This window comes from Kitasatospora sp. NPDC101176 (genome assembly GCF_044768035.1).
In the GTDB taxonomy this organism is placed as follows: Bacteria; Actinomycetota; Actinomycetes; order Streptomycetales; family Streptomycetaceae; genus Kitasatospora.
Genome location: NZ_JBIWPA010000019.1, coordinates 117,353 through 130,669 on the forward strand (window position 1 = coordinate 117,353; position 13,317 = coordinate 130,669).

The 13,317-nt window shown below is 75.0% G+C and carries 10 protein-coding genes; 4 read left to right on the top strand and 6 right to left on the bottom strand.

Features of this window, described 5'->3' with window-relative positions; genetic code table 11:
• Positions 1–165: 165 nt before the first annotated feature.
• From ACIRS1_RS24585 to ACIRS1_RS24595, 3 genes are read left to right on the top strand one after another with little or no spacing between them, the layout of a single operon-like run.
• Entirely contained in the window at positions 166–2,616 is a 2,451-nt protein-coding gene (locus ACIRS1_RS24585; RefSeq protein ID WP_402843369.1) for a discoidin domain-containing protein, read from the top strand.
• 48 nt (positions 2,617–2,664) lie between these two features.
• Positions 2,665–6,942 (top strand): NEW3 domain-containing protein, encoded by a 4,278-nt coding sequence (locus ACIRS1_RS24590; protein WP_402843372.1) that lies wholly within the window; start codon positions 2,665–2,667, stop codon positions 6,940–6,942.
• A complete protein-coding gene (locus tag ACIRS1_RS24595) occupies positions 6,939–7,655 on the top strand; it encodes a hypothetical protein (RefSeq protein WP_402843374.1) in 717 nt (238 codons plus the stop codon). The genes ACIRS1_RS24590 and ACIRS1_RS24595 overlap by 4 nt, the downstream gene beginning before the upstream one ends.
• A gap of 59 nt (positions 7,656–7,714) precedes the next feature.
• On the opposite strand, the gene ACIRS1_RS24600 is transcribed toward ACIRS1_RS24595, so the two are convergent.
• Complete coding sequence (locus ACIRS1_RS24600; RefSeq protein WP_402843377.1) at positions 7,715–8,485, bottom strand: hypothetical protein; 771 nt, start codon at positions 8,483–8,485, stop codon at positions 7,715–7,717.
• A 120-nt stretch (positions 8,486–8,605) separates the two neighbouring features.
• On the opposite strand from ACIRS1_RS24600, the gene ACIRS1_RS24605 reads away from it, so the two are divergent.
• Positions 8,606–9,868 carry an FAD-dependent monooxygenase gene (locus ACIRS1_RS24605; RefSeq protein WP_402843380.1) on the top strand — a complete coding sequence of 421 codons (1,263 nt, stop codon included), beginning with the start codon at positions 8,606–8,608 and terminating at the stop codon, positions 9,866–9,868.
• A gap of 91 nt (positions 9,869–9,959) precedes the next feature.
• Here the strand turns inward: ACIRS1_RS24605 and ACIRS1_RS24610 are convergent, their stop codons facing one another.
• The 5 genes from ACIRS1_RS24610 to ACIRS1_RS24630 form a co-directional block, all read right to left on the bottom strand.
• Positions 9,960–10,469 carry a hypothetical protein gene (locus tag ACIRS1_RS24610; protein ID WP_360208480.1) on the bottom strand — a complete coding sequence of 170 codons (510 nt, stop codon included), beginning with the start codon at positions 10,467–10,469 and terminating at the stop codon, positions 9,960–9,962.
• Between the two features lie 167 nt (positions 10,470–10,636).
• Complete coding sequence (locus tag ACIRS1_RS24615; protein ID WP_402843384.1) at positions 10,637–11,143, bottom strand: carboxymuconolactone decarboxylase family protein; 507 nt, start codon at positions 11,141–11,143, stop codon at positions 10,637–10,639.
• A gap of 100 nt (positions 11,144–11,243) precedes the next feature.
• Complete coding sequence (locus tag ACIRS1_RS24620; protein ID WP_402843387.1) at positions 11,244–11,603, bottom strand: YybH family protein; 360 nt, start codon at positions 11,601–11,603, stop codon at positions 11,244–11,246.
• A complete protein-coding gene (locus ACIRS1_RS24625; protein ID WP_402843389.1) occupies positions 11,600–11,902 on the bottom strand; it encodes a muconolactone Delta-isomerase family protein in 303 nt (100 codons plus the stop codon). The genes ACIRS1_RS24620 and ACIRS1_RS24625 overlap by 4 nt, the downstream gene beginning before the upstream one ends.
• 117 nt (positions 11,903–12,019) lie before the next feature.
• Positions 12,020–13,267 (bottom strand): cytochrome P450, encoded by a 1,248-nt coding sequence (locus tag ACIRS1_RS24630; RefSeq protein ID WP_402843392.1) that lies wholly within the window; start codon positions 13,265–13,267, stop codon positions 12,020–12,022.
• Between the last annotated feature and the right edge of the window lie 50 nt (positions 13,268–13,317).

The following is a 13,317-nucleotide window of genomic DNA, read 5'->3' on the forward strand; positions in this document are numbered from 1 at the left end:
GTCGGCGCCACGCACTCCGGTGTCCCGTACTCCGGCGCCACGCGCCCCGGTGCCGCCCGGACCGGCACCGACCAGCTCCCAGCACCGGCACGCCCACATGCAGCCGGGCCCCGCACACCACGGCGGGCCCGCCCCCACCCCCCTCCGCCCGATCGGAGCCACCGCATGTCACGACGCCTCCCCCTGCTGCTCAGCGCCGTCCTCGCGACGGCCGCCCTGACCGCCACCCCCGCGGCCCGGGCCGATCCGGCCCCGGCGGTGGCCCCCGGACCGGCGGCCACCACCGCCGCGGGCAACCAGCCCTACGCCTCGTACTGGTACCCCGACACCATCCTCACCTGGGACCCGGCCACCGACCCGGACGCCCGTTTCAACCGCTCCCGCGTCCCGCTCCAGCCGCGCACCAGCGACCCGGCGCTCAGGGCCAACCCCAACGCCCGGGCCGGCGAGGGCAGGATCGCCTCGCTGGTCTCCTTCGGCCCCACCTCCAACAACCCCTCGCAGGGCTCCGCCGACCCCAACTACTACGCCTTCGGCTACTGGCAGTACGTCGACAAACTGGTGTTCTGGGGCGGCTCGGCCGGCGAGGGCCTGATCCTCGCCCCCAACCCGACCGTCATCGACGCCGCCCACCGCAACGGCGTCAAGGTCTACGGCACGGTGTTCTTCCCGCCCGCCGCCTACGGCGGCCAGACCCAGTGGGTGCGCGACTTCGTCCAGAAGTCCGGCAGCCGCTACCCCGTCGCCGACAAGCTCGCCCAGGCCGCCCAGTACTACGGCTTCGACGGCTGGTTCATCAACCAGGAGACCGGCGGCGGCGACTCCTCCCTCGCCACCGAAGTGCGCAACCTCATGCAGTACACCAAGGCCCGGAGCGGCACCGAGTTCATGTGGTACGACGCCATGACCACCTCCGGCGCGGTCAACTGGCAGAACGCCCTCACCTCCGCCAACTCGCCCTTCCTCCAAGACGGTTCGAAACGCACCTCGGACTCGATGTTCCTGAACTTCGACTGGAGCCGGTCCGGCCTGGACTCCTCGCGCGCGCTGGCCCGGCAACTCGGCCGCAGCGAGTACGACCTCTACTCCGGCATCGACACCGAGGCCAACGGCTACAACACCGGCGTCGACTGGAACACCCTCTTCCCCGCCGGGCAGCCGCACACCACCTCGCTCGGCCTCTACCGGCCCGAGTGGACCTGGAAGTCCGCCACCGACCGCGCCGACTTCTACGCCAAGGACGCCCGCTACTGGGTCGGCCCGAACGGCGACCCGTCCCGCGCCGACCCCGCCGCGGCCTGGCCCGGCCTGGCCGGCTACGTCGCCGAGTCCTCGCCCGTCACGAGCAAGCCCTTCGTCACCAACTTCAACACCGGGCAGGGCGACTTCTACAACGCGGCCGGCACCCGGGTCGCCACCGGCGGCTGGAACAACCTGTCCCTCCAGGACGTCCCGCCCACCTACCGCTGGACGGTCGACTCGGCCGGCAGCCGGCTCACCCCCTCCGTCGACTTCACCGACGCCTACCAGGGCGGCTCCTCGCTGCGCCTCACCGGCACCCTGGACGCCGCCAACACCGTACGGCTGTACGAGACCCGGCTGCCCGTCGCGGCGGACACCCGGCTGGACGTGGTGGTCAGGACCCCGGCCGCCGGGCCGACCAAGCTCAAGGCCGCGGTCTCCTTCACCGACGCGCCGAGCACCTTCACCACCCTCGACCTCGGCGCGAACTCCGGTACGGGATGGGAGAAGCACAGCCTCGACCTCTCCCCGTACGCCGGCCGCACGATCGCCCAGATCGGGCTCCGGGCCGAGGGTGCCGACCCGGCGTACGACGTGCGGATCGGCCAGCTCGCCGTGCACGACGGCGCCGCCGCCACCCCCGCCGCACCCACCGGCCTGACCGTCCTCGGCGCGAGCGACGTGACCGCCGGCAGCAGCCAGTCCCTGCGGCTCTCCTGGACGGCCGCCCCGGGCGGCGACGTCCACCACTACGAGGTGTACCGCCGCAACGCCGACGGCAGCCGGGCCTTCCTCGGCGCGACGCCCAACGACGCCTACTTCGTCGGCAGGCTCGACCGGGCCGGCACCGAGGACACCACCACGCTGGACGTCGAGGCCGTCTCCACCACCTACGGCCGCTCCACGGCCGCCTCCACCACGGTCGGCTGGAACGGCACCCCCTCCACCGGCAGCAACCTCGCGCTGAACCGCCCGGCCACCGCCTCCGGCCAGTGCAACGCCGCGGAGGGCCCGGCCAAGGCCGTCAACGGCACTGTCACCGGCGGCAACGGCGACAAGTGGTGCACACTGACCAGCGGAAAGTGGCTGGAGGTGGACCTCGGCTCGGCGAAGCAGCTGTCCCGGTTCGTGGTCAAGCACGCGTCGGCGGGCGGCGAGAGCGCGTCCTACAACACGCGCGACTTCTCGATCCAGGTCCGCTCGACCAGCACCGACCCCTGGACGACCGTCGCCACCGTCACCGGCAACACCGCCGCCACCACCACCCACCCCGTGGCCACCACCGCCCGCTACGTCCGGCTGGTCGTCACCAAACCCACCCAGACCACCGACCCGGCCGCCCGCATCTACGAGTTCGAGGCCTGGGGCGTCTAGGGAGTCCACCGGACAGCCCCCAGCCCCTCCGTCGGAAAGGACCACCCCGTGCCGGTCACCATCACCGCCGTCGAGAGTACGGACCTGTTCGTCGGGCCGGAGGACGCCCCGCGCCAAGTGCTGCGGGTCACGCTCGAAGGCCCGGAGCCCGCCCGGATCACCGTCGGCGGCCCGGGCGTGCGCGGCGCGGCGACCGGCACGGGGACGGTCGACGTCCCCCTGGAGATCACCGGTGCCCGCCCCGGCGAGCACCGCGCCGTCACCGTGACGGCCGGGCGCCCGGCCGCGGGGGGCGCCGGGGGCGCGTCCGGGCGGGGCGCCGCCGAGGAGGCGTCCGCGCAGGGCGTCGACGCCGCCGAGGAGGCGTCCGCGCAGGGCGTCGTCGAGGTCGCCGAGCCCGGCTGGACGATGTTCCTGGTCTCGCACTTCCACTACGACCCGGTCTGGTGGAACACCCAGGCCGCCTACACCTCCCCCTGGGAGCTGCTCTCCGCCGACGCCACCACCCGGCCGCTCTGGGAGCGCAACGGCTTCGCCCTCGTCGACGCCCACCTCGACCTCGCCCTGCGGGACCCGGTCTACAAGTTCGTCCTCGCCGAAGTCGACTACCTGAAACCGTACTTCGACCAGCACCCGGAGCGCCGCGAGACCCTGCGGCGGCTGCTGGAACGCGGCCAGGTGGAACTCGTCGGCGGCACCTACAACGAGCCCAACACCAACCTGACCGGCGCCGAGACCACCATCCGCAACATCGTCCACGGCATCGGCTACCAGCGCGACGTGCTCGGCGGCGACCCGCGAACCGCCTGGCAGCTCGACGTGTTCGGGCACGACCCGCAGTTCCCCGGCCACCTCGCCGCGGCCGGCCTCACCGGCAGCGCCTGGGCCCGCGGCCCCTTCCACCAGTGGGGACCGATCCAGAAGAACTTCCGCGAGGCCAAGGACGACGCCCGGGTGATGCAGTTCCCGAGCGAGTTCGAGTGGATCGCGCCCTCCGGGGAGGGCGTGCTCACCCACTACATGCCGCACCACTACTCGGCCGGCTGGTGGATGGACTCCGCACCCGACCTCGCCACCGCCGAGCAGGCCGTCTACGAGCTGTACCGCAAGCTCAAGCCCGTCGGGGCGACGAAGAACCTGCTGCTGCCCGTCGGCACCGACTACACCCCGCCCAACAAGTGGGTCACCGCGATCCACCGCTCCTGGGCCGCCAAGTACCTCTGGCCGCGCTTCGTCTGCGCCGTCCCGCGCGACTTCCTCGACGCCGTCCGGGCCGAACTCGCCGCCACCGGCCGCCGGCCCAGCCCGCAGACCCGCGACATGAACCCGGTCTACACCGGCAAGGACGTGTCGTACATCGACACCAAACAGGCCCAGCGGGCCGGTGAGGTCGCGGCGGTCGACGCCGAGAAGCTCGCCACCCTCGCCGCCGTCCACGGACTCGGCCGCTACCCGTCCGCCGCGCTCGACAAGGTCTGGCGCCACCTCGCCTACGGCGCCCACCACGACGCCATCACCGGCTCCGAGTCCGACCAGGTCTACCTCGACCTGCTCGGCGGCTGGCGCGAGGCGCACGACCTCGCCACCACCGTGCGCGACACGGCCCTGGACGCGCTCGCCGCGCGGATCCGCACCACCGGAGCCGGCCGGGCCGTCGTGGTGACCAACACCCTCTCCTTCGACCGCACCGACCTGGTGGCCGTCCCGCTGCCCCCGGACGGGCGGTCGGTCCGGGTGCTCGACGACCGCGGCGAACCCGTGCCCAGCGCCGTCGACCACGGCACCCTGCACTTCCTCGCCACCGACGTCCCCGCCCTCGGCTGGCGCACCTGGCGGCTGGTGGACGGCACGCCGCCCCCGGCCTGGACGGCCGCCCCCGGCGGCACCATCGCCAACGGCCGGTACCGGGTCACCGCCGAACCCGCCCGGGGCGGCGGGCTCAGCTCCGTCCACGACCTCGCCCACGACCGCGAACTGATCCGGGACGGCCGGATCGGCAACGAGCTGCGCGTGTACCAGGAGTACCCGCAGCACCCCGACTTCGGCGAGGGCCCCTGGCACCTGGTGCCCAGCGGCCCGGTGCTCGGCTCCGGCGACGCCGCGGCGACGGTCCGCCGGGAGACCGGCCCGCTCGGCGAACGGCTGCTGATCGCTGGGTCGGTCGACGGGATCCGCTACGAGCAGACCGTGACGCTCTGGCACGGCCTCGACCGGGTCGACTGCCGCACCCGGGTCGTCGACCACTCCGGAGCCGACCGCCTGCTGCGGCTGCGCTTCCCCGTCGACCTGCCCGGCGCGCTCCCGGTCAGCGAGGTCGCCGGTGCGGTCATCGGCCGCGGCTTCGCCCTGCCGGACGTCGACTCGGCGGAGGCGCCCTGGACCCTCGACAACCCGGCGAACACCTGGTTTGGGCTCGGCGCCACCGCACGGGCCGAACTGACCGACCCGGCGGGCACCCCGACCGGCACCCGGGCCCTCGGCGTGGCCGAGGTCGTCGTCCCCGCCCTGGACGACGCCGCCGACGCCCGGCCCCTGGTCGTCGCCCTCGCCCGGGCCGGCGTCACCGCCACCACCTCCGGCGCCGACTGGGCGCGCTACGGCTGGCTCGAGGTCGACTCCAACCTGCCCGACGTCCGGATCGTCCTCGGCGGTCCGGAGCGCAACGCCGCGGCCCGGGAGCTGATCGAACGCGCCGGCGAGGAGTACGCGACGGTGCTCAAGGCCCACGGTGCCGTCTGGATCCCCGCCCTCGCCCCGCTCGCCGACGTCTGGCGGCCCGACGCCGACCTGCGCGACCTGCGGGCGCTGCCCGCCCTCGTGGTCGCCGACCCGGACACCCTCGTCGCCGACCTCGCCGACGCCCGGATCACCGCCGTCTGCCCCGTCCCCGTCGCGGAACGCCTCGTCGACCACACCGTCGCCCTGCTGAGCTTCGGACTGCCCGGATTCGCCGTCGACCCCACCGGAGCCCTTCACCTCTCCCTGATGCGCTCCTGCACCGGCTGGCCCTCCGGCGTCTGGATCGACCCGCCCCGGCGCACCCTGCCCGACGGTGCATCCTTCCAACTCCAGCACTGGACGCACGAGTTCCACTACGCGCTGGTCGGCGGCCCGGGAGACTGGCGGGACCAGGCCCTGCCCGCCCAGGGCCAGGAGTTCAACCACCCCCTGCACGCCCGGCTCGCCCCCGCCCACGACGGCCCGCTCCCCGCCACGCTGTCCTGGCTGCGGGTCGAGCCGCAGCGGGAGGTCCTGCTCGGCACCCTCAAACCCGCCGGGAACCCGATCGCCCACGGCTCGGCCGCACCCACCGGGCCCGAACTCGCCCTCCGGCTGCTCGAATCGACCGGCCTCGGCCGGACCGCACGGCTCACCGGCGCGCTCGGCCTCGGCCCGCTGCACCACGCCGACCTGCTCGAACGGGCCACCGGCGAAGCCGGCGCAGCCACCGGGACCGTGCACCTCACGGGCTCCCGGATCGCCACCCTGCTGGCCACCCCCGGCGTCGCGGCGCCGCCGGACGGCCCGCTGCTCGGCCCGGCCGCCGAAGCCGCCCAGCCCGTGCACGCCCGCTACTGGCTGCACAACCGCGGCCCCGCACCCCTCGGCTACCTGCCCGTCTCCGTCGGCGCCTCGCCCGGCCTGCTGCGGACGGCCGGGGAGCCCGTCACCCTCTCCGTCGCCCTCGCCTCGCAGCTGCGCGACACCGCCGTCGAGGGCACGGCCGTGGTGCTGCCGCCCGAGGGCTGGACCACCGCCCCCGGCAGCCGCCCCTACCGGCTGGAGCCCGGCGGGCACCTGCGCTTCCCGGTCACCCTGACCCCGCCGGCCGACGCCCGGCCCGGACTGCACTTCGCGGCCGTCCGGATCGACCACGACGGGCAGCGGATCGAGGACGTGGTGACGATCGCCGTCGGCGAGCTCCCCACCCTGCTCCCCGCGGCCGGGGACGCCCCCGAGGACTGGACGGCCGCCCAGGGCACCAGGGCCCTCACCGGCCGGGACACCGGCCTGGACGTCGACGCCCCGAACCGGACGGTACGGGTCGCCCCCGGCGGCCGCGCCACCCTCGGCGTCACGCTCACCAACCGGACGTGCGGAGAGATCCGCGGCGAACTCCAGCTCGTCTCGCCGTGGGGCACGTGGGAGGCGATCGCCGAGCCGGTGCGCGGCTTCACCGTCCCGGCCGGCTCCTCCGTTACCGTGGACTACACGATCTCCGCCCCCGAATCGCTCGCCCCCGGCTCCTCCTGGGCCCTGGCCAAGGTGATGTGGTTCGGCCGCTGCCAGTACGCCCCGACCGTCGCCCTGGAGGTGCGGGCATGACCGGCCGAGCGGCCGACCGGGCCCTCGGCCTGCTCGACGGCCGCCCCCTGCCGCGCACCGCGCTCGACCGGCGGCTAGCCGCCCTGCGGGTCGGACCGCGCGCCACCGCCCTGCCGCAGCCGGGGAGCCCGGAGGACCGGCAGCTCACCCGGTGGGTCGCCCAGGTGCTGCTGACCGAGGCGCTCTGCGAGGCCGTCGCCGCCGAGCGCGGGCTGCCGGTCGACGCCTCCGGCCCCGCCCGGCTCGACCAGCGGGCCGCCGTCGAGCTCGGCTCCATCACGGCGGCCGCCTACGAGGGCAGCGCGGCCGTCCGCGCCGTCCACGACGCCGTGACCGCCGAGGTCGAGGCCGCGCCCGCGGACGTCGCCCGCTACCGCGAACTCACCGCCCGCCCACCCGCCCGGACCTGGCGCCTCGCCCTCCCCGACGGCGAGATCGAGGCCGACCCCGACACCCTCCCGCTGGCCCTCGCCGACGCCCTCCGCGCGGCCCCGGCGGGCCGGTGGGTCACCGCGGGCCCGTGGACCGCCGCCCTGCTCGCCACCTCCGCCCCTCCCCGGCCGCCCGACCCCGCCCCCGCCCTGCGGGACGCCGCCCGCCGCGCAGCCTTCGTCCGCTGGCTCGACCACCAGCGCGCCCGCCGCCTCACCCTCGTCGAGGGCCTCGAACACCCCGGCGACCCCGACCAGCCCGACAACCACCACCGCCACTGAGAACGCCCCCGCACCGGCCCGCCGCGTGGGGGCGGCAGACCGGTGCGGGGGCTCGCGGGTCAGGACGTCGGGTGGCTCGCCCGGGCGAGGGCCCGCCCGCGCAGGGTGCGCAGTTGGTCGAGCAGCGGCCGGTCCGTGCCGAGGACGGCCCGCTCGACGTCGGCCTGGGCCCGGGCGACGGCGTCCGCGAGGTCGGCCTGCTGCTGGCAGCGGGCACTCGCCCCGGCGAGGGCGAGTTCGCCGCCGATCAGTTCGCGGGTCTTCGCCGGGTCGGTGCCGTCCCGTTCGACCTGGCGGTCGATCGCGGCCACCGGGTCGCCCAGGTGGGCGGCCGGCCGGTGGGCGGCGCTCATGCAGTCGCGCCAGCGCGCCTCGGCGGCGGTGAACCGGCCGTCGGCCTGGACGCCGGCGACGACCTTGCCGCCGAGCACCTGGAAGGTGTTGAACAGGCGGAAGTAGTCGGGGCCGTAGAGGGAGTCGCGGGCCGAGGCGAGGCAGGAGTCGTCGTTGTAGAAGAACTGCTGCCGGTCGGGCAGGTCGACGGTGACCCGGTGCGCCTCCGTCCCCAGCAGTGCGGCCTGCCAGGGCTCCTCCCCGGCGTGCGCCTGGTTGGGGTCGGCGGCCGGCTTCAGGTCCAGCGCCGTGCTGATCACGCCGAAGCCGTCGGCGGCGGCCTGGGCGCCGGTGAGGAGGCCGTACGGGTTGGCGTCGACCCGGTGATCGCCGGTGGTGAGGCCCGCGGGGGCCGAAGGAGGGACGTCCCCGAGGCGGTGGGGCGCCGATCGAGGGGTCCGGCCGAGCGCTCGACGGTGCTGCGCCAGGCGTGACATGACGTGCCGTCAAGGGACTGTCGGCGGGCTGCCGGTGGTGTCAGCGGTTTGTTCGTGTGCTGTGAGCGGGCAGGGGGAGGGTGGTCGACGGATGCAGCACCGACCCACGGGAGGCCCAGCATGTCGAACACCACCCCGCCCGACGGAACCACCCCGTCCGACGGAACCACCCCGTCGCGCGGCGCCCGGACGACCTCGGTCCTGGTCTCCGGCGCCGGGATCGCCGGCACCGCGCTGGCCTACTGGCTGGAGCGCTACGGCTTCCGCGTCACCGTCGTCGAGCGCGCGCCGTCGTTGCGCGGCGGCGGCCAGGCCGTGGACATCCGCGGCAACGCGCTGGAGGTCGTCGAACGGATGGGCCTGCTGGAGGAGGTCCGGGCACGCCGGACCGGCCTGCGCGGGATGTCCCTGGTCGACGGCGAGGGCCGCGAGCTGGGCCGCACCACGGAGTGGACGGCCAGCGGCGGCCCGGTCGGCGGGCCCGACGTGGAGATCCTGCGCGACGAGCTCGCGGGCCTGATCGCGGGCGCCACCGGCCCGGGCGTCGAGTACCGGTTCGGGGACTCGATCGAGACCCTGGTGCAGCACCGGGACGGCGTGCAGGTCCGGTTCCGCGGCGGCGCCGAGGAGGCCTTCGACCTGGTGGTGGGAGCCGACGGCCTGCACTCGAACACCCGCCGTCTGGTCTTCGGCCCGGAGGGCGACTTCCTGCACCCCCTCGACACCTTCATCGCGGGCTGGAGCGTCCCCAACCACCTCGGTCTCGACCGTTGGGAGGTGCTCCACCAGAACGGCGGCGACACCGGGTGGAACTGCCTGGTGATGACGGCCCGGGAGAACACCGAGCTGCGGGTCTTCGTCGGCTTCCGCAGCGACGAGCCGCTCGACCGGATGCTGCCCCGCGACCGCGGCGACCAGCGGCGGCTGGTCGCCGAGCGCTGCGCCCACCTGGGCTGGGAGGTGCCGCGGTTCCTCCGGGAGATGTGGGAGACGGAGGCCTTCCACTACGACGTCGTCGCCCAGGTCCGGATGGAGCGCTGGTGGAAGGAGCGGGTGGCGCTGGTCGGTGACGCGGGCTTCTGCTGCTCGCCGTTGACCGGTCAGGGCACCAGCGTGGCGCTGACGGCCGCCTACGTCCTGGCCGGGGAGCTGTCCGCGGCCGACGGTGACCACCTGTCCGCGTTCCCGGCCTACGAGCGGCGGCTGCGCGACCACGTGGCGGCCAACCAGGCGATCCTGGAACTGACCGGCGACGTCTTCGGCGGGGATGCCGAGCCCGCGGAGGAGGGCGGGCCGGTGGGCCTCGCGGGGTTCGAGCGGCCCGGTCCGGAGATGGAGGAGGCGTTCCGGGCGGCCACCGTGTTCGACCTGGTGGACTACTGAGGGCCGGGGCCCGCCGAGCGTCGGCCGCGGTGCGGCGGGCTCCTTGTGGTCCGGGCCCGGGTGCGCCACCGGCACCCGGGCCCGGGCCGTACTACGGCAGCAGCCCCAGGGTGACCTGGAAGCCGAGCCCGCCCAGCAGGGTGTGGTCGCCGAAGAGGTCGCACCGGCCGGCGACGAGCACGCCGGCCGGTGAGGTGATGACCTGGGGGGCCTCGACGCAGTAGCCGCGGCGGCGGTCGGCGGCCGGCGCGGCGGGGGAGAGGACGCTGGTGGCGCCGGGGAAGAGGATGGCGGTGCCGCCGGTGCGGTCGCCGTGGGGAGGGGGCAGGGGGATTCCGGTGTCGTCCTGGGGGGTGAAGAACAGCACCCAGAACGATCCGGTGGGCTCCTCGCCGAGGGAGAGGTTGACGGTGGCGTCGCCGGTGACGACGTCGCCGAGCACCTTCACTCCGGAGAAGGACAGCGGGAGCGCCAGCGGGTGGTCGGAGGCGTCGATCCCGGCGAGCAGTCGGTGCAGGGCGGGGGCGGCTTCGGGTGTGGCGTACTCCCTCAGTGAGATGAATGCGGCGTCCTGGGCGGGCACGACCTGCTCGTCGTCCATGGTGTCTCCTCGCTGCCGCCCTCCGGGTGTTCGCAGGGCCGGGCGGGGTCACGGATGCCCGGGTGTGGCGGGCGGCGCACGGCGGGTGCCGAGCTGTCCCCCGAACGGCTGAGGACGGTGACCGGTACGGTCCACCGGGCCCCGCCCCACCCCGGCCCGCCCGGGCGTCAGGCCCAGGGATCGGTGAAGGAGCGGCCGGGGACGGGCTTGGCGATCAGGGCGATGGCGGTGAAGAAGTTGACCTGGCCGATGGCCGCGGTCAGCGTGGTGAGCGCCCGCTCGTCGTAGTGCGCGGCGACCTCGGCGTAGAGCGCGTCGGTGACGCGCTCGCCGTGGGGGTCGGGCTGCAGGACGGCCTCGACGAGGGCGAGGGCGGCGCGCTCGGGGGCGCTGAAGTACGGCGAGTCCTGCCAGGAGGAGACCGAGGTGATGCGTTCCTCGGACTCGCCGGCCTTGCGGAGGAAGCCGGTGTGCAGCACGGTCAGGTAGGTGCTTCCGGCGAGCTGGCCGGCCCGCAGCTGGACGAGGCTGATGGTGGTGCGGGGTACGGTGCGGTTGCCGGTGGCCTTGAACAGCGCGGCCGAGACCTCGGCGAGCTCGGGGACGAGCTCGACCGGGTCCTGGGTCATGCGGGGGCGGAGCGGGATCTCGGTGGTGATCGATCGGGTTTCCACGGTCGGTTCCTCTCGTGGCGGTCGGTGCTTCCGGAGGTCCGACGGATCACGGCGGGGGATTGTGACGGGGGCCGGTCGGGAGTTCTGTGACGGCGGGTGATCAGGGGAGCAGTGAGACCTGGTAGTGGGCGATGGACCAGCCGTCGGCGGTCCGCCGGAGCAGGACGCCGAGGTTGACGGTCAGGGTGGGGCGGTCGGTGAAGGAGAAGTCGACGGCGAGGTAGCCGAGGAGGAGGCCGTCGGCGAGGCGGCGGGCCTCCTGGACGCGGTAGGCGGCGGTCATGCCGAGCGGCTGGGAGGCGTAGTACCCGGCGACGCCCGCCCGTCCGACGGTGTAGGGGTGCAGGCCCTGGAAGATCGCGTCCTCGGTGAAGCAGGCGGCGGCCCGGTCGGGATCGTGGGCGTCGACGGCGCCCTTCCAGCGGTCGAGGACCTCGTGCAGGACGGCTTCGTCGTTCATCGGGCACCTGCGGATCCGGGGTCGTTGGGGTGCGGGGTGAGCGGGGTGACGGTGTCCCGCCGCCACACCCGCAGCGGCATCGAGGCGAGGAGCTGCTCCAGCCGTTCGGCGTCCGGGGCGGAGAACAGCCCCCAGGTGCGCCACTCGCCCGGGGACAGCGGGGGCCGCCAGAGCCTCAACAGGTTTCCCTGGGCGGCGAGTTCGCGGGCCCGATCGGCCTCGCGGGTGCGGATGTCGGCGACCGCCTCCGCGGAGGTGCCCTCGGGCACGGTGGTCACCATGTCGACCAGGAATTCCATCGGTGTCCTCTCGTACGGGTCACCCGGAGTATCGGGGGGCGGCCCGTGGCGAGGGGCGGTGCCACGCCGTCGGGGGCGCGTGTCGGGCGTCGGAGGCGGGGCGCGGGCCGCCGGGCGCTACCGCAGCACCGCGGGGGTCGGGCCGTCGGGGCGGACGGTGATGCTGTAGGAGGCGCCGGTGGGGACGGAGTGGAACGTGGGCAGGCCGAGCGGGAGCAGCAGCTCCAGCAGGGCGGTGGTCTCGCGGAGGGCGAACTGGGTGCCCAGGCAGGCGCGGGCGCCGAGGCCGAACGGGAGGTAGGCGCCGAGCGGGCCGGGGCGGGTGCCGGCCGCGGTGAAGCGGGCCGGGTCGAAGCGCTCCGGGTCGGGCCACAGGGCCGGGTCGCGGTGGGTGAGGAAGGGGCAGACCAGGACGTCGGTGCCGGCGGCGATGCGGTGCCCGGCGAGCACGTCGTCCTCGATCGCGTGGCGCGGCAGCAGCCAGGCGGAGGGGTAGAGCCGCAGGGTCTCGCCGACCAGGGCCTGCGGGTCGTCCAGGTGGGCCCGGTGGGCGGCGGGGTTGCGGTCGAGCAGGAGGTAGAGCCACGTCAGGGTGGTGGCGGTGGTCTCGTGGCCGGCGACGAGCAGGGTGACCAGCTCGTCGCGGATCAGCCGGTCGGTGTACTCGGGGTGCCGGTCGGCGGCGTCGAGCAGGACGCGCAGCACGCCGGGTTCCTCGGTGTCGACGGCCGCGCGGGCGGTGTCGATGGCGGCCTGGGCGACGGCGTCGATCCGGGCGAGCTCCCCGGCGACGGCGTCGCGGGCGTCGGCGGCGTTGTTCGGCAGGGTCGGCATCACGGCCACCACCCGCTCCACCGAGCGGAGTTCGCGGTCGGTGCGGTCGTCCAGCGGCAGCCCGGTGAGGGCCCGCCAGACGGTGTCCAGGGCGAAGCCGCGCATCTCCTCGGCGAGGTCGAAGGTCGCGCCGCTGCGGCGGTACCCCTCCCAGCGGTCGGCCGTGCGGCGGGCGGCGGCGGCGATCCGCCGCTCGTAGCGGCGCATCCCGGTGCCGGTGAACTGGGACTGCAGCAGCCGTCGTTGGCGCTTCCAGGCGTCCCCGGTGGCGGAGAGCACGCCGTCGCCGACCAGCATCCGGGCGCGGTGCGAGCGCTTGACGTAGCGCTCCGGGTGGCGGCCGAGGACGTGCTGCACGGCCGCCGGGTCGGTGACCAGGACCGTCGGTGTCGGTCCGAGTCGGAAGGCGGCGACGCCGCCGACGCGGTGCCGGGCGCGGGCGAGCAGGTCGACGAGTTCGGCCTCCTCGGCGCGCCACTCCTCGACGGCCTCGGGTGCCAGCTCCGGGACGGGGCGCGGGTCCGTGGTCACGGGTGTTCTCCTCCGACGTGCTGACGGGGCGTCCGTGCCGACTCTATGCC